Genomic DNA, 19,255 nt, shown 5'->3' on the forward strand with positions numbered 1-19,255 from the left:
GTGACCTGCGCGGCGAAACGCTGGCCGCTCCGGACGTGACCTCCAGCACATCGAACCTTATCTGTTCGCAAGATCGTGCGGATCGCAAGTGCAGGACGCATTTGCGTGACGGGACGTGATGGGAGCGTTTCCAAGGAGATCACGCTGTGTTGCCGCTACGAATCGGTAACTTGCGTGCTGACAAGCGGTGATCCGGCCTGCGGAGATCGCTTGGGGGGAGGCGGGCGGTGACTCTACGTATTGTTACGAAAAGATAAATGTGACGCCGGTCTCTGTCGAACCCTGGCCCCGTACGGCAGAATCTTTCACATCAGAGCGTGGGCGGCGGGTGCCGGGGAGGGCCCCGCCGCTCATTGCGTCTCCCCCCCGGGTGGCGCCCGGTGTGACATTTCCACCGCGCGAGCGCCCCGCCCCTTGCCTTAACCAGCGGTAAGGCATGCTGTGCCGAACTCCATCGCCGCCCGTCGAAGGGACCAGGATGCAGTTCGGCCGCTACTACGAGGAGTTCGAGGTCGGCGCGGTCTACCGGCACTGGCCGGGCAAGACCGTCACCGAGTACGACGACCACCTCTTCTGCCTGCTCACCATGAACCACCACCCGCTCCACCTGGATGCGCACTACGCCGAGTCCGCCTCCCAGTTCAAGCGCAACGTGGTGGTCGGCAACTACGTCTACTCGCTGCTGCTGGGCATGTCCGTGCCGGACGTGAGCGGCAAGGCGATCGCCAACCTGGAGATCGAGTCCCTGCGACACGTCGCCCCGACGTTCCACGGCGACACCATCTACGGCGAGACCACGGTGCTGGACAAGCGCGAGTCGGCCTCGAAGCCCGACCGCGGCGTGGTCGCGGTGGAGACCCGCGGCTACAACCAGGACGGCACGCTGGTCTGCGTCTTCCGCCGCAAGGTCATGGTCCCGAAGCAGGAGTACGCGGCCGCCGCCGTGCCGGAGGGCGTCGACCCGGAGCGCCCGAGCTTCCCCGAGCCGCGCTGAGTCGGGCACCCCGCCGACCGGGTCCCGGTCCCGTTCCCCGGGGACGGGACCCGGACCGGCCTCCGGGGCATATGCTCTGGCTGGAGGTCCCCATGAGCCACTCCGTCGCCGGAGAGCCGCCCTCTGCCGGTCGCCGCGCCGCACCGCTCACCACCGCCGCCTACTCCGCGGCGGAGTGGGACCTGCTGACCGACCTGCCCGGCCGGGTCCTCGTCGCCGCCGCGTCGCCCGGCCCGGGCCGCCCGCCACGGGGGATCGCCGCCGGGCTGGCCGGCCTGGACGCGGTGGCCGCCGGCCGCGCCTTCGACAGTGATCTGATCCGCGCGGTGGTCACCGCCATCTACGCGCGCCACGACGGGGCCGCCGTCCGGGCCGAGCGCCTCACCGACCTGGTCGACCTGCTCGCCGCCGCCCGGGCCGCGGTGCGCGTGCTGCGCCGCCGGGCCGACCCGGCCGACTCCGCCGCGTACCGGCAGTGGGTGGAGTCGGTGGCCGCCCGGGTGTGCCGGGCCGGCGGGACGTCGCCCAGCCCCGCCGACCGGCGGTTCCTGGACCGGTTGGCCGGCGCGCTCGACCTGCGCTGACGGCGCGCGCCGCCGGGTGCGTACGCTCGGCAACCGTGACCGACGACCAGCTCGACGTGGGGGTGGGGCCGTGGACCGGTGACCCGCCGGACGACCCGCGACTCGACCCGGAGCTGCTCGCCGCCGGCGACCGGCGCAACGTGGTGGACCGCTACCGCTACTGGCGGCGCGAGGCCGTGGTGGCCGACCTGGACCGGCGGCGGCACGACTTCCACGTGGCGATCGAGAACTGGCAGCACGACTTCAACATCGGCACCGTGGTCCGCAACGCCAACGCGTTCCTCGCCGCCGAGGTGCACATCGTCGGGCACCGGCGGTGGAACCGTCGGGGCGCCATGGTGACCGATCGCTACCAGCACGTCCGGCACCACCCGACGATCGAGGGGTTCGTCGCGTGGGCGGCCGGGGAGCGGCTGCCGGTGGTCGGCATCGACAACCTGCCCGGCTCCCGGCCGCTGGAAACCGCCGTCCTGCCCCGCCGCTGCGTGCTGCTCTTCGGCCAGGAAGGTCCGGGGCTGTCACCGGTGGCCCGGACGGCCTGCGACGCGCTGTTCTCGATCGCCCAGTACGGCTCCACCCGCTCGATCAACGCGGGGGTGGCCAGCGGCATCGCCATGCACGCCTGGGTCCGGTCGTACGCCGGCCCGCCGCCGGCCGGCTGACGGATCGCGGGTGTGTCGCCGGGCGAAAATCCCACGTTCGTCGGCCCGCCCCGCTTGACGGCCCGCCGCCCCGGCGGGACGGTGAAGGCGTGACTGTCGCGGTGAGTTGTCCGAGATGTGCGGGCCCGGTACGCGAGCCGGACCTGATGCACGGCGAGTACCGGTGCCTGCGCTGCGGCCCGGTCCCGCCCCTGCACGTGCCGGAGCATATCGGCGCCGAGATCATGGCGAGCGTGGTCGAGCGGGTGGCCGCCGACGGCGACACGCCCGACCGGCCCGGCGTGCCGCTCTGGTGTCCGTGGCCGCTCCCACCGGGTTGGACGCTGACCGGCGTGGCCTGGGCGGGCGACGACCGGGCCGGCATCCGGGCCACGGTGGTCGCCTGCGCCGGCCCGGCGCCGCTCGACGGTGGACCGGCCGACCTCATCTTCGTCGCCGAGGAGCCCGGTGTGGGCCTGGGATCCCGCTTCGCGGGACTGCCCGGCCCCGATCCCGGCCCCCAGGTCGAGGAGGCGCTGACCGATCCCGGCCCTGGTCACCCGGAGCGTGTGCCGCACGCGAAGATCCGGGTGGCCGGCCATCCGACTCCACTGTGGCTCGTCCGGTCCGAAACGGATCGAAGCGCGTACGCCGGAGAGGCTCGGGGAATGTGGCTCCATGCGATAGCCTGGCCGGCGAGCGCGGGTCACCTCCTCGCGGAAGAAGTCGTCCTGTGCGACCTCACCGAGTGGACACCGCCCGAGCTCGTGTACGGCGCACCGTCCCCGTACCTGCACGGGCAGGCCTGACCGGCCGGCACCGGCGAGTCGGGGAACGGACGCAGATATTCACGGTAAGACACCATGCTGATACTCTGGGTGCCGCTGCGGTACTTGGACCCGGCTCCGCGCGAGAGGATGGCCCGCTATGGTCAAGAAGGTCCTCACCTGGGCCGGCATCGCATTCTTGATCTTCTTCGTCGCCTACCGACCCAACTCGGCAGCCGACGTGTTCAAGTCTCTCGGTGGCGGCATCATGGACATCGCGCAGGGCTTCGGTGATTTCTTCACCAACCTGGTCGCCTAGCCGGCCATGGGAAGCCCTTCCGGTCCACCCTTCGACCCGGACGATCCCGACCGGGCACGCCGGGAGCGCGACACCGAGCCGATCCCCCGGATCGACCCGGACGACGGTCCCGGCTACGGCGCCGGTCCCGGCTACGGGGCCGGCCCCTCCCTCTCGGACGGCGCCGCGTTCGGCGACGGACCGGGTTTCGCCGGTGAGGGTCGCTCCGGTCGCGCCTGGGCGCGTGACCCGGAGGGCTATCCGGAGCAGCCGATCTCCGAGGAGGAGCTGGCCGGTCTCCGGGTCGACGCCTCCGGCATGGCCCCGCGCCGGGTGCTGCCCCTGGAGGACGAGCCCAGCTCGCTGGTCGCGCGCTACCTCTTCCCCACCGAGCGCTACCGGGGCGAGTGGAAGCGGCACTGGATCCACCTCAGCACACCGATCATCGTCGGCATCGCGGCCACGTTCGTGCTCGGCTACCTCTCCGGCTTCCTCGCCGGGCGGGACGTCGGCGCGCTGACCACCATCGCGGTGCTGCTCTGGTTCGCGGTGATGGGCTGGGTCGCCTGGCGCGTCGCCGACTGGTGGTACGACCGCTTCATCCTGACCAACAAGCGGGTGATGGTGGTCAACGGCATCATCACCCGCCGGGTCGCGATGATGCCGCTGGTCCGGGTCACCGACATGAAGTACGAACAGACCCCGACCGGCCGGGCCCTCAACTACGGCACGTTCGTGCTGGAGTCGGCGGGTCAGGAGCAGGCGCTCCGCGAGGTCAAGAACCTGCCCAACCCGAACGAGCTCTACCTGCGCGTGGTGGAGGAGATGTACGAGCCGCAGGCCGTCGAGGCGCGGTTGGGCAAGGAGGCCGACGAGGCCAAGGCCGACGACGGCGCCTGAAACTTTTCGTCCGAACATCTCAAGGACTGCGCACCTTTCGCCGTCGACCCGACCCGCTCGGTCGTGGGAGCCTGCCAGGCAGGACGGGGGCGCGGAGGTGGGCGTGGCGAGCAGGGATCCGCTGGAGGAGGAGTTCCGCGAGTTCGTCGCGGCCCGGTCCGGCGCCCTGCTGCGTACCGCCTATCTGCTGGCCGGTGACTGGGCGACCGCCGAGGACCTGCTCCAGACCGCGCTGACCAAGACCTACCTGGCCTGGAAGCGGCTCGGCGGGATCGACGCCATCGAGCCGTACGCCCGCCGGGTCCTGGTCAACACGTCGACCAGTTGGTGGCGTCGCCGCTGGCACGGGGAACGGCCGACCGAGGTGCTGCCCGAGCGGGCCGGCGTCGACGAGATCGAACACCAGCTCGACCGGGACGCGCTCTGGCGGCACCTCCAGGCGTTGCCCGCCCGCCAGCGGGCCGTGCTGGTGCTCCGCTTCTACGAGGACATGTCGGAGGCGCAGACGGCCGCCCTGCTGGAGATCTCCCCGGGCACGGTCAAGAGTCAGACCTCCCGGGCGTTGAACACGCTGCGCCGCCGCCTCGGCTCGGAGGCCGCCCTGGGCCTGCCGGGAGAGCCGGCCCCGGCACCCGCCCCGGCCCCCACGACACCCCGCGTCCTGCCGGCCCCGGCCGGTCCGCGGGTCGGGCGCGCGCCGGCGGCCCGGCAGCCCGTCGTGCCGCCGACGTCCCGCCTCCCGGCCGGGTCGGCCCGGCAGCCGGCCGCCTCCCGACCCGCTCGCCGTCCGGCCGGCTCCACGCCGTCATCCGTCGAGACGTCGACGCCGCGACTTCCGGCCGGGTCCACGCGGGAACCCGCCGCCCCGGCCGCGCCGCCGGCGGCGACCGCGCCGGCCCCGGTCCGCCCCGCCGCCCCGATCCCGGCGGAGACCCGATGAGCGGCGTCCGGCCCTCCGGTGACAACCGAACCAGCAGCCCGGAGCGTCCACTCCCCGTGGGCGAGGCCGAGCTGGAACGGGCGCTGCGGGAGACGTTCTCCCGCCGGGTCGACACGCCCGCGCCGCGCCGCGCCGACCCGGCGGGGGAGGTGCTGCGCCGGGCCCGCCGCACCGGACGCCGCCGGACGCTCACCGGCCTGGCCCTGGCCGGCGTCGCGACGGTGCTGGTCACCACCGGCATGGTGCAGCTCAGCGGGCCGGGCGGGCGCGGCGGCACGCCGACCGTGGTGCTCGGCGACCCGCCCGGGCTCTCCCTCTCCCCGCTGCCCAGCGAGCCGACGCCGGTGTACCGGCCGGGGCCGGTCCGCGCCGAACTCGACCTGCTCGTCGGTGACCAGCTCGACACCAGCGGCGGCCAGCGCCGGGAGCTGACCGGCGTGGACGGCGTCGAACGGGCACAGCGGATCCACGACGGGGAGGGCTGGCTGCTCACCTCGGCCGCCACCGCTGCCGGCCGTACCCTCTGGTGGGTGTCGGCCGACGGGGGCACGCCGCAGGTGATGCTCGCCGCCGCGGACGCGGTCGCGGTCTCCGCGGACGGCCGGCAGGTGGCCTGGCGGGACGGCACGGACGTGGTCGCCGCCAGCGTGGTCGCCGGCCAGCTCATCGCGCCCAGCCGGGTGAGCGCGCCGACCGGCGTCGTGCCGGTCGGCTTCACCGGCGACGACGTGCTGATCGCCCAGCCCGGCCAGGGTGGTATGAGCGTCTGGCGGCGGGCGATGGGCGGCGTGCCGGGCACCGTGAACCCGAACGTCCGCGTCGTCTACGGCACCCGTCCGGACGGCCGGCTCGTCGCCCTGGTCACCACCGGGCCGGCGCAGCGGCCCTGCGTGGCACTGCTCGACCCGGGCCGCGGTCTCACCCCGACCCGGACCGGCTGCGTCGCCGAGCTGACCGCCGACGGGCTCGGCGCCGTCTCGCCGGACGGGCGGTGGCTGCTGGCGAACGGCACCGGGCGTACCGCCCTGCTGATCGACCTGGCCGACCCGGCCGCCGCGCCGGCGACCCACCCGGCCGGCCCGAAGCTGGTCGGCCCGGTGGCCTGGACCCGGGCCGGTGTCGCGTTGCACGTGGACGCCGCCGGCGGGCTGGTCCGGGTCCGGCCGGAACGGGTGCTGGCCGGCGAACGCCCGACCCCGTCCACGATCGACGGGATGGCGCCCGGGCAACGGCCGGTGGTGGTGGCCGACACCCCCGCGCTGCCCGACGGGGCGTAGCGTCGGGCCGGTGAGCGTTCCCGCCCGCATCGACCTGCACACCCACTCCACCGCCAGCGACGGCACGCTCGGCCCGGCCGAACTGGTCCGGGCCGCCGCCGACGCCGGGCTCGACGTGGTGGCCCTGACCGACCACGACACCACGGCCGGCTGGGCGGCGGCCGTCGCCGCCCTGCCGTCCGGTCTCACCCTGGTCCGCGGTGCGGAACTCTCCTGCCGCTGGTCCGGCACCGAGCCGGCGCTGCCGCTGCACCTGCTCGCGTACCTCTTCGACCCGGCCGAGCCGGAGCTGGCCGCCGAACTGGCCCGGGTCCGGCGGGCCCGCGAGGAACGCGGCGAGCGGATCGTCCGGCTGCTCCAGGCCGACGGCATCCCGGTGAGCTGGTCGGAGATCCTGGCCGGGGCGGCCGGCGGAACGGTCGGCCGGCCGCACATCGCGCAGGCGCTGATCCGGGCCGGCCTGGTCGCCACCACCACCGAGGCGTTCGGCAGGGGCTGGCTGGGGGAGCGGTACCGCTTGCCCAAGGACGACATCGACGTGTTCCGGGCGGTCGCGCTGGTCCGGGCCGCCGGCGGGGTGCCCGTCTTCGCCCACCCGAGGGCCAGCCGGCGCGGCCGGATCGTGCCCGACGAGCTGGTCGCGGCGTTGGCGGCGGCCGGACTGGCCGGCCTGGAGGCCGACCACGAGGACCACAGCCCGGCCGAACGGGAGCACGTCCGCCGGCTCGCCGCGGAGCTGGGGCTGCTGGTCACCGGCGCGTCGGACTTCCACGGCACGCACAAGACGGTCCGGCTCGGCGCGTACACCACCGCCCCCGAGGCGTACGAGCGGATCGTCGCGCTGGCCCGGGGGGTGACCCCGGTCGCTTCAGGCTGAAGCGTTCCGGCGGCACGGCTACCGTGTCCGCGTGGATCTCAAGCTCTTCGGCGAGGTCTTCGTGACCCTGCTGGTGATCGTCGACCCGCCCGGAATGATGCCCATCTTCCTCGCGCTCACCGGGCCGCTGCCCGCCCGCGACCGGAACCGGGCCGCCTGGCAGGCCGTGGCGCTGGCGCTCGGGGTCATCGTGATCTTCGCGGTGGCGGGGCAGACGATCCTGGCCTACCTGCACGTCGACCTGCCCGCGTTGCAGGCCGCCGGCGGGCTGCTGCTGATACTCGTCGCATTGGAGCTGCTGACCGGCAAGGCGGACGACCCGAGCCAGCAGGTCACCTCCAACATCGCGCTGGTGCCGTTGGGCACCCCGCTGCTGGCCGGGCCGGGCGCGATCGTGGCCACCATGCTGTTCGTGCAGCAGGCCGGCGGCGTCACCGACTACGTCGCCATCGCGCTGGCCATCGTCGCGGTGATGGTCGCGGTCTGGGTGGTGCTGCGCTTCTCCGGCGGGATCGTCAAGGTGCTCCGCCCGGGCGGCATCGAGGTGCTCACCCGGATCGCCGGCCTGCTGCTGGCCGCCATCGCGGTGCAGCTCATCGCCGACGCGATCGCCGCGTTCGTGACCGAATACGTCAACAACGCCTGAGCCTGTCGTCCGGTGTCGGACCCGGGTGGCAGGATCGCAGGCGTGCGACGACCCCCATCGACCGGCCGCCCCGCGTCGAGCAGCCGACCCACCGGCGGCCGGGCGCCCCGGCCCCGCGCCGAGCAGGCCGAGCAGCTCGGCTTCGAGGGCATGCCGGAACGGCTCTTCGTCTGCACACCCAGCAAGCTCGGCGCCTACGCCGACTGCCCCCGGCGCTACCGCTACGCGTACGTGGACCGGCCCGCCCCGCCGAAGGGGCCGCCGTGGGCGCACAACTCGCTCGGCGCCAGCGTCCACACCGCGCTCAAGAACTGGTATGCGTTGGCCCCCGACCGCCGCCGCCCCGAGGTGCTCGGCACGCTGCTCAAGGGCACCTGGGTGCGCGAGGGCTACCGCGACGACGAGCAGGAGCGCGACGCGTTCCGGCGGGCACTGACCTGGCTGGAGTCCTACGTGGCGGGCCTCGACCCGGCCGACGAGCCGGTCGGGGTGGAGCGGGTGGTGGCGGTGAAGACCGCGGTGCTCGCCTTCAACGGCCGCACCGACCGGATCGACTCCCGCCCCGGCCCTGACGGGCGACCCGAGCTGGTCATCGTCGACTACAAGACCGGCCGCACCGGGCTCGACGCCGACGACGCGCGCGGCTCGCAGGCGCTCGCGCTCTACGCGTACGCGGCCGAGCGGGTGTTCCGGCGGCCGTGCCGCCGGGTCGAGCTGCACCACCTGCCCACCGGCACGGTCGCCGCGCACGAGCACACCCCGGAGTCGCTGCACCGGCAGCTCACCCGCGCGGAGGACACCGCCCGCGACATCATGGCCGCCGAGCGGGCGGTCGCCGACGGGGCCGACCCCGACGAGGCGTTCCCCACCGAGGCGGGGCCGCGCTGCGGCTGGTGCGACTACCGGCGCACCTGCCCCACCGGCGCGCAGGTCCCCGGCAAGGAGCCGTGGTCCGCCGTCGACCGCCCCGCGCAGCCCACCACCGACGCCGGCTGAAACCGGCACCCGCTGCCGCAGCCCTCATCGGCACCCGCGCTGTCGCCGCTGCCGGCCGCCGCAGCCGCCGGCTCAGGCCGCCGGCTCAGGCCGCCGCCGCAGCCGCCGGCTCAGGCCGCCGCGAGGCGGGCGGCGCGTTCCTTGGCGGCCTGCTGCAACGGCCCCTCCCGATAGCGCCGCGGCACCGCCGCCAGCGCCAGCCGCAACGCCCGCACACCCACCTCCGCCGACAGCGCGGTGGTGGGCAGGCCCAGCCCGCCGTAGAGCCGCAGCGCCCAGGGCGGCAGCAGACCCAACGCGGTGCCGGCCACCCCGAGGTACGCCCAGCGCGGCGGGCCGAGGTTCAGGCCGAGCCGCGCCGGCAGGCTGAGCTTCCAGGGGATCGGCGGAGCGGTCAGGAACAGCGCGGTCTCGGCCGCCTCGCGGGTCATCCGCAGCTCCGGGCGTACGTCCCGGTAGTAGGCCTCGATCTCGGCGGCGGTGCCCGGCACCCCGGCCGGGTCCAGGCCGACCAGGGCCGCGGCCCGGCGCTGCTCGGTGTAGTAGCCGTCCACCTCGTCGTCGGTCAGCGCGAGCCCGGCCCGGCGGGCGGTGCTCACGAACGACTCGACCTCGGTGACGTGCACCCACCGCAGCAGGTCCGGCTCGTCGACGCGGAACTCCTCGCCGGTGACCGGGTCGGTGGCGCGCATCCGGGCGTGCAGTGTCCGCAGTCGCCGGCCGGCTGCCTCCGCCTCGGCGGTGGTGCCGTAGATCGTCGTCGCCACGTAGGTCGAGGTCCGGACCAGCCGGCCCCACGCGTCGGCGCGGTAGTTGCTGTTCTGCGCGACGCCCGCCATCGCGCGTGGGTGCAACGCCTGCAGGTAGAGCGAGCGCAGGCCGGCGACGATCAGGATCGGTTCCTCGTGCACCTTCCACGTGACCGATCCCGGACCGAACAGGCCGAGGTCGTCGGTGTCCACCGATCAAGAGTGCCACGCCGGCCGGACCGGCCCGGTCGGGCCGGCTCAGTCGGGCCGGCTCAGTCGTCGGCGGAACGACGGGACTGGCAGGCCGGGCAGAGACCCCAGAACGTCACTTCCGCCTCGTCGAGCTGAAAGCCGTGGGCCTCGTTCGGGTCCAGGCAGGGGGCGCTGCCGACCGCGCAGTCGACATCGGCGATCACGCCGCAGCCACGGCACACCACGTGGTGGTGGTTGTCGCCCACGCGGCCCTCGTACCGGGCGGGACTGCCGGCCGGTTCGATCCGCCGGGACAGGCCGGCGCGGGAGAGCGCGCCCAGCACGTCGTAGACCGCCTGGGTGGAGACCGAGTCGAGCCGTTCGCGGACCCGCCGGGTGATCTCGTCGACCTCCAGGTGACCGCCGTCGGCGAGCACGGCGAGCACGGCCAGCCGCGGCCGGGTGACCCGCAGCCCTCGCGACCGGAGCAGTTCCTCACCCGTGGCCATGCGCTCATGACAGCACGGAGCCGGCCGGGCCGACAAGTGAGCGTTCCGCCACGCCCGGCCCCGGCCGCCGCGTGAACCGGCGCGGCGACCCGTGCGTGTGAGCAGGTGTGCGGCGGCGCCGCGTCGTACGCTGACCGCGCGAATCCGTCCACTCGCCGGAGGTGTCGGTGTTCAGGGAAATCAACGGCCTCCCGGGCCACGTTCTGGTCGTCCACGCCGTGGTGGTGCTGGTGCCGCTGCTGGCCGTGCTCACCGTCGCGTACGGCGTACTGCCCCGCTGGCGGCCCCGACTGGACTGGGCGGTGGCGGCGCTGGCCGTGGTCACCCCGATCGTGGCCTGGGTGGCGACCGAGTCGGGCGAGGAGTTGGAGGAGGCGCTGCGGTCGCGGGGCTACCCGCCCGAGGGCCTTCAGAAGATCCACGAGCATGCCGAGTACGGCGAGACGCTGCTCTGGTTCACGCTCGGCCTGGCCGTGGCGGCGCTCCTGCTGCTGCTGTCCACCGCGGGCCTCGCCCGGGCCCGGAACCTGCCCCGCTGGCTGCCGCTGGCGCTCACCGCCGTGGCCGCCGTGCTCGCCGTGTTCGCGCTGGTCTACGTCTACCTGACCGGTGACAGCGGCGCCAAGATGGTGTGGGACGGCATCGTCTGACGGCTACGGGCTGCACCTCGCCGCCAGCTACCGTGCGTGACTTCCGGCGAAGGAACTATCAAGTGTGAAGCGATATACCTCAGAGTCATAAATATGACCCTGGGGTATATCGCTTCACGCACTTCAGTGTCGCCGGCCCCGACACGCCGGAACACGGCAGCCGGCGCTTCAGCGTTGAGCGACCGCGACACCGACGCTAGAACAGCAACCGCGAGCAGAGCAGACACATCAGCAGCACCAGCACCACGCCGACGACCGCGCCGATGCCGTAGGTGAGCTGTTGGGCACGCTGCTCCGAGCGGTCCATGGCGGCCATGTCCTGCGGCGGGAGCTGCCGGGGCGGTGGCGTCCGCACGTGCACCGGCGGTCGCCAGCCGGGGGGCGGCGGCGTGCTCGGCGGCGGCCCGGCGTACCCGGCGGTTGCCGGCCCGCCGACGTTGGGCGGCCCGCCGAGGTACCCGCCGGTTGCCGGCCCACCCACATACCCCCCGGTTGCCGGGTCGACGGCGGTCCCGGGCGTGCCGGGCCACTCGCCGCCGGTCGCGGTCCAGCCACCGGTCGGTGCGGCCGGGTCCGGCCTGGCCCACGGGCTTTCCGCCGCACCCGCGCGCGACCACGGGCTGGCGACCCCCTCGACCACGCCGGCCCCACCGGCTGAGGGCTCGGTCCCGTGCGTCCCGGTGGTGTGCGGCCCGGCGGCCTGCGGTCCGGTCCCGTGCGGTTCGGCCGTGTGCGGTTGGGCGGTGTGCGGTTCGGCCGTATGCGGTCCGGTGTGTGGCTCGGCCCCGCCGGCCTCGGTGGTGGGGTGCTCGATCGGGTCCGTCCCGGTGGTGGGGTGCTCGACCGGGTCCGTCCCGGTGGTGGAGTGCTCGATCGGGTCCGTCCCGGTGGCGGACCACGTGACCGTGCCGGCCGCGATCGTGGGCTGTTCGGTCGATCCAGTGCCCGGACCGTCGCCGGTGCCGGTTGTCGGGCGGTCGATGGCAGCGGTGCCGGATGGAAGGTCCGCGTCCGTACTCCCGGGGCGATCGGCATCGGCCAGGTCGGCATCGGACGGGTCGGCGTCGACGGTGGGATCTGTCTCCGAGGGCGTTTCGGGGCTCACTCCGGCTGGCGGATGGTCAGCGGGCTGGTCCTCGAGCGGTGTCCCGTCCGGGGCGGCCGGCTGCTCGGGGCGTCGCCAGGTCTCGTCGTCGGTGCTGCCACCACTCGGCGTCGTCACGCCGACCGACGCTACCAACGCCGCGGCCGACCGGCCGCCCGACGCGGCGAAGCCCGACCCACCCACGCCACACCCCACACCCCCCGTCCAGCCCGCTGATTCACGGAAAGCGTGGCTATTGGGCGCGTAATGACCCCTCTTTCCGTGAATTTGCGGGCGGGGTCACCGAGGGGCGGGGTGGCCCGCCCGGCGGCGGTATCGTTGCTGCTCGTGACCGAACCCGGCATCCGCGTCCCGCGCGGCGACGACGACCGCGTGGTCGACCTCAGCGACGACCTCGTGGTGCTGCCCGAGCAGACCACCGACGACACCGACCACGGCTGGGGCGAGCGGCCCGGCGGCGACGACGACTGGCTGCTCGCCGAGCGTCCTCCGCACTGGGGCTGACCCCCGCCGGGCGGCCCCGGCCGGCTGCCCGCCGGGCCGGCGCAGGCTGGCTCCCCGCCGAGCGGCCCCGGCCGACTTCCCGCCGAGCGGCACAGGCCGACTTCCCGCCGAGCGGCACAGGCCGACTCCCGCCGTGCGGCACAGGCCCGACCCCTGCCGGGCGGCGCGGGCTGGTCCGGGCGGCGGTGGTCAGCTGCGGACCACCACGGCGAAGCGGCTGCCCTCGGGCAGTCCGACCGCGCGCCGGGCCTGCTCGGGCGGCAGAGCCAAATAGAGCGCGGACGAGCCGTCGACCGCCCCGCGGGCCCCCACCACGTCGAGCACCAGCGCGCGCGGGGCGAGCAGCGTGGGGTCCGGTGAGCCGCCGGCGGGCACCACCAGCAGGTCGACCCGGGCGCCCGGACGCAGCACCGCGAGCGCGGCTGGTTCGGCCAGCCGGATCGGCACGCCCACCGACCCGTCGGGCAGCGGCTGAGGGCCGGCGGACGGTGCGTCGGCGGACGCCGTGACGCCGGTGCCCGTGGACGACCCGGGCGGAGCCGACCCGGACGGAGCCGACCCGGACGGAGCCGACCCGGACGGAGCCGACCCGGACGGCGGTGACCCGGGCGGACAGCCGGCCGGGGTCCGGAGCACCGCCGCGGCCAGCCCCAGCAGCACCGCGACCAGCGTCACCCGCACCAGCGTGCGGCGTCGGGGCAGCCCGCGCCAACGCACCGGCCGTAACGTCGCCTCCCGACCCGTCACCGCTGCCTCCCGCCCGCCGGCCGACCGTTTCGCCAGCAGGCTAGGCGCGCCCGGTACCGCCGCGTCGCCCCGTCGCCTGCGCCTGTGGACAACCCGGCCGCCCTGTGGACAACCGGCGACGGCGGGCACGGAAGTGGCCGCCCCGGGGGCGGGGACGGCCACGTCGGGTCAGCGCGCGATCAGGAGGAGCTGGAGGCCGCCGGCGCCTTGCTGGCCGAGCCGGAGCCCGAGCCGGACGAGCCCGACCCGGACGAGCCGGACCCCGAGCCGGACGAGCCGGAGCCCGACCCGGAGGACGAGGACGAGCCCGAGGACGAACCGGACGACGACGAGTCGGACGAGGACGAGTCGGACTTCCCCGGCTTGCTCGCGGGGCTCGACGCGTTGTCGGAACCGGACGAACGGGAATCCGTCCGGTAGAAGCCGGAGCCCTTGAACACGATGCCGACCGAGTTGAAGAGCTTGCGCAGCCGCCCCTCACACGCCGGGCACTCGGTCAGCGGCTCGTCCGAGAAGGACTGCACCGCCTCGAGCTGGTGGCCGCACGCGGTGCAGGCGTACTGGTACGTGGGCACGTTCTCCTCCGGATCTCTGGCACGGCCGGTCTGGCACTCGTGGTCTTCGAGTGCCAATGGTGCGTCATCGCACCCGGATTCGTCCAGCGGAAGCGCCCGGTCCCACATCCGGCACCGCCACCAGCCCGTCCCCGGGCGTGATCACGCAGTGCACCGGTCGGTCGTGCGGATCGGCGGGCACGGCCGTGACCAACTCCCCGTCGTGCAGCAGCGCCACCGTCGGCACGGTGGCGGGCACCCGGGCCAGCGCCCGGTCGTACGAGCCGCCGCCCCGGCCCAGCCGGACGCCCCGGCGGTCCACCGCCAACGCGGGCACCACCACCAGGTCCGCGCCGGCCACGGCGGTCCGCCCCCACGGCGGGCCGGTCGGCTCACGCAGCCCTCGACCGGCGGCGCGCAGCGACTCCCGCCCGGTGTAGGCGGCCCAGTCCAGGTCCAGGTCGTCCCGGAGCACCGGCAGCAACAGCTCCGCCCCGGGCGGCAGCGCGGCCCGCAGCACCTCCGGCAGATCGTCCCCGCCGGGCTCGGAGGCGACCGGCACGTACGCGGTCATCCGGGCCGGGCGCAGCCGGCGTACCAGGGCGGTCAGCTCGGCCTGGACGGACGCCGCCGCCTCGGCGCGGCGCGGCGCGGACAGCGACCGGCGGGCGGCGAGCAGCGCGACGCGCAGTTCCCGCTTCGCCTCGTGCACCTCATCCGAAAAATCCGGCACGCAACACTCCTGACGCAACGCTTGCCTACCGGTCGCTCTGTGTCAGCATCGCACCAAAGGGCGCGGAACTTCCGGGGGGAAGGCTTTTGACGCTACGCGGGCGGTTGACGGTGGCCTTCCTCGTGGTGGTCCTCGGCCCCGTCCTGCTCGGCGCGTTCTTCGTCGGCGCCTCACTCAGCGCGGTCGACCGCAGCCGCGCCACCGAGCGTCTGGGCCTGGCCGCGGCCGGTGTGCGTACCTCGGTCGACGCGCTCTGCCAGCAACTGCGCGCGGCGGCCGACGCGGTCGCGCTGGTGGCCGACCCGGTTGCCCGATCGCGCGCCGCCGACCAGGTGGTCGGCCGGGGGCTGGCCACCGCCGTCGTGATCGCCGACGCCGCCGGCCGGACCACCTACGCCACCGCCGGTGGGCCGGCCGGCCCGTGGCAGGACTGCGCCGGCGCGCCTACCGGCCGGGTGGGGGCGCTCGCCGTCCAGGTCCGGCTCCGCGACCCGACCGGCGCCGACCTGGGCGCGGTCGCCGCCGCGCAGCCCGTCGACCCGGCCTTCGTGGCGCGGCTCGCGGCCGTGACCGGCGTCGACGTCACCCTCCTCGACGGCCCCGGGCGGATCACCCACACGACCGAGGACCCGGGGGTACGCGCAGCGGTGCTGGCCGCCGCCGGCCAGGCGGTCGGGGACCGGGTGGCCGGGACCGGCGACGGGCGGTACGTGCGTCGCGTCGGGCCGGCCCCGGGGCAGCCGCTGCCGTTGGTGCTCTCGGTGCCGGCCCGGCGTCCACCCGTCCTGTTCGGCGCGCTGGCCGCGGCGGTGGCGCTGGCCGCGCTGCTGGCCGTGCTGGCCGCCTGGCGACTGGCCCGGGTGACGACCCGGCCCCTGGTCGAGCTGGCCGGCGCGGTGGACCGGGTCGCGCAGGGCGACCTGACCGCGCGGGTGCCGGTCCGCAGCCGCGACGAGATCGGGCGGCTGGCCGCCGCGTTCAACCGGATGATGCGTGAGACCGGCAGCTACGTGGCGGCGCTGACCAGCAGCCGGGACCAGCTCCGCAACCACCTCGTCGTGCTCGGCGACACGCTGGCCAGCACGCACGACCTGCAACGCATCCTGCGGGTGATCCTGGACAGCGCGATCGCCGGGGCCGGCGCGCGGGCCGGCGCGGTGCTGCTGCTCGACGGTCACGGCGTGCTGGTCGGCCAGTGCGTCGAGGGGCTGGCCGGGCGCTGGCCGACCGACGACCCGGCGGACCCGGCGACGCTGCGGGTGCCGGTCGGCACCGGCGTGGTCGGCGCGGTGGCCGCCACCGGCGAGCCGGTGCGGGGCCGCTGGACCGCGCCGGACCCGCCGACCGGGGAGCCGACCTGCGAGACGTACGTGGCGGTGCCGTTCGCCGCCCCCGACCCGCGCGGCCCGGAGCGTCCCGGGCATCCGCCGCTGGACGGCGACCCGGCCGCGCCGCCCAGCGCGGCGCTCGGCGTGCTGGCCCTCTACGACCGGCTCGGCGGGCACGAGTTCGACGACGACGACCTGGCCACGCTGCGCACCTTCGCCGGCCACGCGGCGGTGGCGGTGGAGAACGTCCGGGTGCACGAGGAGGCGCAGCGGCTCTCGCTCACCGATCCGCTGACCGGGCTGTGGAACTACCGCTACCTGCGCGAGTCGATCCGGCGGGAGGTGGAACGGGCGAACCGGTTCGGCCGCATGCTCAGCGTGCTCGCACTCGACCTGGACCGGTTCAAGCACGTCAACGACACCTGGGGGCACGCCGCCGGGGACGCCGTGCTGGTCGAGTTCGCCCGCCGGGTACGCGGCGTGATCCGCGAGGTGGACCTGGCGTTCCGGCAGGGCGGCGAGGAGTTCGTGGTGCTGCTGCCGGAGACCGACGCCCGGGGCGCCACGATCGTCGCCGAGCGGCTCGGGGCGGTGGTGCGGGACCAGCCGGTGCCGGTCGACGGGCACGGCGACGAGCCGCTGCGGGTGCCGGTGACGGTCTCCATCGGCATCGCTGTCTACCCGGACCACGCCGCCGGCGGCCAGCAGGTGCTCGACGCGGCCGACGACGCGCTCTACGCGGCCAAGGCGGCCGGGCGGGACGACTACCGGATGGCCCCCGTAGCCGTCGGAGATCCGGCTCCCACCCAGGAGATTCCGGTGGTGGCCGCCACCGTCAGCCCGCCCGACGGGCTGCCCCGGGCCGGCGCGGCGGACCCGGCGGGCGCCGCGCAGGGCGGCGCGTCTTCCGGTCCTCACCCGCCGCGGCAGAGCCGTGGCCGATAGTCTCGCGGCATGTCGGAGCACTCAGCGAACCCCTCAGCGGCCCCCGGTCGCTCCCGTGCGGTCAAGGCCGTCATCCCGGCCGCCGGCCTGGCCACCCGGTTCCTGCCGGCCACCAAGGCGGTCCCGAAGGAGCTGTTGCCGGTCGTCGACCGGCCGGTTCTCCAGTACATCGTCGAGGAGGCCACCCAGGCCGGCATCACCGACGTGCTGCTGATCACCGGGCGGGGCAAGACCGCGATGGTCGACCACTTCGACCGGCGGCCCGACCTGGAGGAACGGCTCGCCAAGAAGCCCGAGCTGCTGGCCGCCGTCAAGCGCACCGAGGAACTGGCCGCCGTCCACACGGTCCGCCAGCCGGAGCAGCTCGGCCTGGGCCACGCCGTCGGGTTCGCCGAGTCGCACGTCGGTGAGGCCGCCTTCGCGGTGCTGCTCGGCGACGAGTTCGTCAAGCCCTCCGAGCCGCTGCTGCCGGCCATGCTGGAACTCCAGGCCCGCACCGGCGGCGTGGTGCTCGCGTTCTTCGAGGTCGACCCGGCCGAGACCAGCCGTTACGGCATCGCCTCGGTCGAGCCGGCCGAATCGGAGTACGCCGACATCGCCGAGGTCGTCAGGGTCACCGGCATGGTGGAGAAGCCCAGCCCGGAGGACGCGCCCAGCAACCTGGCCGTCCTCGGCCGGTACGTGCTGCCGGGGCGGATCTTCGACGCGATCCGGCGGACGAAGCCGGGCAGCGGCGGCGAGATCCAACTGACCGACGCGATGGAGCTGCTGCGCACCGAAGGGGTGCCGGTGCACGCCATCGTCTACCGGGGCACCCGCTACGACACCGGCATGCCGCTCGGCTACCTCCAGACCGTGGTGCAGATCGCCGCCGAGCGGGAGGACATCGGCACCGAGTTCCGCAAGTGGCTCGCGGAGTTCGTCAACAACGGCGACGAGACGGTCACCGACGCGGTCCTCAACGGGCTGCGCAACGCGTCCGGCGGTGCCGATACATGACCGCGACGGCCGACGCCGAGGCGGCCGCGAACGAGTTGACGCCGCTCGCCGACTACCTGGGCAGCGTGCTGCGCAGGTTACGCGCGCTGCCTCCGCTCGACCTCGACCTGACCCAGGCGTACGGCAACGTGCTCGCCGAGGACGTGGTCGCCCCGCACTCGTTCCCCGCCTTCGACCAGGCGGCGGTGGACGGGTACGCCGCGCGCTGGGAGGACATCTCCGGAGGGAGCCGGGGGCCGGGCTACGTCCCGGCCCCCTCCGGTATCCGCGGCGGGCGCAGCATCCGGCTCAACGTGGTCGGTGACCTGGGCGCGGCGAGCTGGCGGCCGGTCCGGCTCACCCCCGGCGCCTGCTTCTCGGTGGCGGCCGGCGCGCCGCTGCCGGTGGGCGCCGACGTGGTGGTGCCGGTGGAGTGGACCGACCAGGGCATGGCCGCCGTGGAGATCTTCCGCGCGCCCAAGCGCGGGTACGGCCTGCGCCGCGCCGGTGAGGAACTCGTCGCCGGCACGCTGCTCGCCCGCGCCGGCGCGTACGTCTCACCGGCCCTGGTCGCGGTGTTCGCCGCCACCGGCATCGGGCACGTGGTGGTGCGGCCCAGCCCCCGGGTGGTCATCGTGGCCACCGGCGACGAACTCGTCGACGTGGGACGGGGCAGCCAGCCCGGCCAGGTGGTGGACACCAACTCGCACGCGTTGACCGCGGCGGCGGCCGAGGCGGGCGGGCTCGCGTACCGGGTCGGGATCTGCGACGACGACCCGGAGGCGCTGCGCGGCCTGCTGGAGGACCAGACGCTGCGGGCCGACCTGATCATCACCACCGGCGGCACCGGCACCGGGCCGGGCGACATGGTCCGCCGCATCCTGTCCCGCCGCGACGGCGGCCGGGCCGGGCCGGTGGCCTTCACAGAGGTGGCCCTCTATCCCGGCACGGCGCTCGGGTTCGGTACGGTCGGCGCCGAGGAGGTGCCGGTGGTGTGTCTTCCCGGTGAGCCCGGCGCGGCGCTGATCGGTTTCGAGGTGCTGGCCCGCCCGGCCATCCAACTGCTGGCCGGCGCCGAGCCGGTGTTCCGGCCCAGCGTGCGCGCGCACCTGCTGGAGACCGTCTCGTCGCCGGGCGGGCTGCGCGAGTTCCGCCCCGCGCACGTGGCCGAGCGGCGCGGTGGCGGCTACACCGTGCAGCCGCTGGCCGGTGGGCCGTACACGCTCTCCGGCCTGGCCGAGGCGAACGGCCTGCTGGTGCTCGGCGAGCGGGTCACCACCGCCGCCGCCGGCTCCACCGTGGACGTGCTCCTGCTGGACCGGCGCCGGTGAGTGCGAGGAG

At 74.9% G+C, this 19,255-nt stretch carries 22 protein-coding genes and 1 pseudogene; 17 read left to right on the forward strand and 6 right to left on the reverse strand.

Going from position 1 to position 19,255, the window contains the following annotated elements; all coding sequences use genetic code 11:
* Nucleotides 1–478 precede the first annotated feature (478 nt).
* The 11 genes from OG767_RS04600 (at nt 479) to OG767_RS04650 (ending at nt 8,920) form a co-directional block, all read left to right on the forward strand.
* Nucleotides 479–994, forward strand: a complete 516-nt coding sequence (locus OG767_RS04600; protein ID WP_107154914.1) for a MaoC family dehydratase — start codon at nt 479–481, stop codon at nt 992–994.
* A 92-nt stretch (nt 995–1,086) separates the two neighbouring features.
* Nucleotides 1,087–1,578 (forward strand): hypothetical protein, encoded by a 492-nt coding sequence (locus OG767_RS04605; protein WP_405092299.1) that lies wholly within the window; start codon nt 1,087–1,089, stop codon nt 1,576–1,578.
* Nucleotides 1,579–1,613: 35 nt separating this feature from the next.
* Entirely contained in the window at nt 1,614–2,240 is a 627-nt protein-coding gene (locus OG767_RS04610; protein ID WP_405092300.1) for a TrmH family RNA methyltransferase, read from the forward strand.
* 89 nt (nt 2,241–2,329) lie between these two features.
* On the forward strand, nt 2,330–3,028 hold the full coding sequence (locus OG767_RS04615; protein WP_405092301.1) for a DUF6758 family protein: 699 nt from the start codon (nt 2,330–2,332) through the stop codon (nt 3,026–3,028).
* Between the two features lie 118 nt (nt 3,029–3,146).
* Nucleotides 3,147–3,305: a hypothetical protein gene (locus OG767_RS04620; protein WP_013283898.1), complete on the forward strand. Its 159-nt coding sequence runs from the start codon at nt 3,147–3,149 to the stop codon at nt 3,303–3,305.
* Nucleotides 3,306–3,311: 6 nt separating this feature from the next.
* Nucleotides 3,312–4,184: a PH domain-containing protein gene (locus OG767_RS04625; RefSeq protein ID WP_405092302.1), complete on the forward strand. Its 873-nt coding sequence runs from the start codon at nt 3,312–3,314 to the stop codon at nt 4,182–4,184.
* 103 nt (nt 4,185–4,287) lie between these two features.
* The gene (locus OG767_RS04630; protein WP_405092303.1) at nt 4,288–5,124 is read left to right on the forward strand and encodes a SigE family RNA polymerase sigma factor; all 837 of its coding nucleotides are present in this window, start codon (nt 4,288–4,290) and stop codon (nt 5,122–5,124) included.
* Between the two features lie 56 nt (nt 5,125–5,180).
* On the forward strand, nt 5,181–6,401 hold the full coding sequence (locus OG767_RS04635) for a hypothetical protein (protein WP_405092304.1): 1,221 nt from the start codon (nt 5,181–5,183) through the stop codon (nt 6,399–6,401).
* 10 nt (nt 6,402–6,411) lie between these two features.
* Nucleotides 6,412–7,278, forward strand: coding sequence for a PHP domain-containing protein (locus OG767_RS04640; protein ID WP_405092305.1), 867 nt, complete (start codon nt 6,412–6,414; stop codon nt 7,276–7,278).
* A 31-nt stretch (nt 7,279–7,309) separates the two neighbouring features.
* Nucleotides 7,310–7,924: a MarC family protein gene (locus OG767_RS04645; RefSeq protein WP_343443615.1), complete on the forward strand. Its 615-nt coding sequence runs from the start codon at nt 7,310–7,312 to the stop codon at nt 7,922–7,924.
* Between the two features lie 42 nt (nt 7,925–7,966).
* A complete protein-coding gene (locus OG767_RS04650) occupies nt 7,967–8,920 on the forward strand; it encodes a RecB family exonuclease (RefSeq protein WP_405092306.1) in 954 nt (317 codons plus the stop codon).
* A gap of 110 nt (nt 8,921–9,030) precedes the next feature.
* Here OG767_RS04650 and OG767_RS04655 read toward each other — a convergent pair whose 3' ends face one another.
* Nucleotides 9,031–9,882, reverse strand: a complete 852-nt coding sequence (locus OG767_RS04655) for an oxygenase MpaB family protein (RefSeq protein ID WP_405092307.1) — start codon at nt 9,880–9,882, stop codon at nt 9,031–9,033.
* Between the two features lie 59 nt (nt 9,883–9,941).
* Nucleotides 9,942–10,370, reverse strand: coding sequence for a Fur family transcriptional regulator (locus OG767_RS04660; RefSeq protein WP_405092308.1), 429 nt, complete (start codon nt 10,368–10,370; stop codon nt 9,942–9,944).
* 167 nt (nt 10,371–10,537) lie between these two features.
* Here OG767_RS04660 and OG767_RS04665 point away from each other — a divergent pair, with 167 nt between their 5' ends.
* Nucleotides 10,538–11,020: a DUF2231 domain-containing protein gene (locus tag OG767_RS04665; RefSeq protein ID WP_405092309.1), complete on the forward strand. Its 483-nt coding sequence runs from the start codon at nt 10,538–10,540 to the stop codon at nt 11,018–11,020.
* 196 nt (nt 11,021–11,216) lie between these two features.
* Here the strand turns inward: OG767_RS04665 and OG767_RS04670 are convergent, their stop codons facing one another.
* On the reverse strand, nt 11,217–11,501 hold the full coding sequence (locus OG767_RS04670) for a hypothetical protein (RefSeq protein WP_405092310.1): 285 nt from the start codon (nt 11,499–11,501) through the stop codon (nt 11,217–11,219).
* Between the two features lie 945 nt (nt 11,502–12,446).
* On the opposite strand from OG767_RS04670, the gene OG767_RS04675 reads away from it, so the two are divergent.
* Complete coding sequence (locus OG767_RS04675) at nt 12,447–12,629, forward strand: hypothetical protein (RefSeq protein WP_281943797.1); 183 nt, start codon at nt 12,447–12,449, stop codon at nt 12,627–12,629.
* 189 nt (nt 12,630–12,818) lie between these two features.
* On the opposite strand, the gene OG767_RS04680 is transcribed toward OG767_RS04675, so the two are convergent.
* Entirely contained in the window at nt 12,819–13,376 is a 558-nt protein-coding gene (locus OG767_RS04680; RefSeq protein WP_405092311.1) for a flagellar biosynthesis protein FlgA, read from the reverse strand.
* An 84-nt stretch (nt 13,377–13,460) separates the two neighbouring features.
* Between OG767_RS04680 and OG767_RS04685 the strand changes: the two genes are divergently transcribed.
* The gene (locus tag OG767_RS04685) at nt 13,461–13,796 is read left to right on the forward strand and encodes a hypothetical protein (protein WP_405094370.1); all 336 of its coding nucleotides are present in this window, start codon (nt 13,461–13,463) and stop codon (nt 13,794–13,796) included.
* Nucleotides 13,797–13,810: 14 nt separating this feature from the next.
* Here OG767_RS04685 and OG767_RS04690 read toward each other — a convergent pair.
* Together OG767_RS04690 and OG767_RS04695 are read right to left on the reverse strand one after the other, a co-directional pair.
* Nucleotides 13,811–14,059: pseudogene (locus OG767_RS04690) on the reverse strand (FmdB family zinc ribbon protein); the annotation flags it as partial.
* Nucleotides 14,016–14,663: a 5-formyltetrahydrofolate cyclo-ligase gene (locus OG767_RS04695; protein ID WP_405092312.1), complete on the reverse strand. Its 648-nt coding sequence runs from the start codon at nt 14,661–14,663 to the stop codon at nt 14,016–14,018. The pseudogene OG767_RS04690 and the gene OG767_RS04695, both read right to left, overlap by 44 nt.
* Nucleotides 14,664–14,749: 86 nt before the next feature.
* Here OG767_RS04695 and OG767_RS04700 point away from each other — a divergent pair, with 86 nt between their 5' ends.
* From OG767_RS04700 to glp, 3 genes are read left to right on the forward strand one after another with little or no spacing between them, the layout of a single operon-like run.
* The gene (locus OG767_RS04700; protein WP_405092313.1) at nt 14,750–16,936 is read left to right on the forward strand and encodes a diguanylate cyclase; all 2,187 of its coding nucleotides are present in this window, start codon (nt 14,750–14,752) and stop codon (nt 16,934–16,936) included.
* 9 nt (nt 16,937–16,945) lie between these two features.
* Nucleotides 16,946–17,935 carry a UTP--glucose-1-phosphate uridylyltransferase gene (locus OG767_RS04705; protein WP_405092314.1) on the forward strand — a complete coding sequence of 330 codons (990 nt, stop codon included), beginning with the start codon at nt 16,946–16,948 and terminating at the stop codon, nt 17,933–17,935.
* A complete protein-coding gene (glp, locus tag OG767_RS04710; RefSeq protein WP_107157119.1) occupies nt 17,932–19,245 on the forward strand; it encodes a gephyrin-like molybdotransferase Glp in 1,314 nt (437 codons plus the stop codon). The genes OG767_RS04705 and glp overlap by 4 nt, the downstream gene beginning before the upstream one ends.
* Nucleotides 19,246–19,255 lie beyond the last annotated feature (10 nt).

Source organism: Micromonospora sp. NBC_01392 (assembly GCF_045040125.1).
Taxonomy (GTDB): domain Bacteria; phylum Actinomycetota; class Actinomycetes; order Mycobacteriales; family Micromonosporaceae; genus Micromonospora.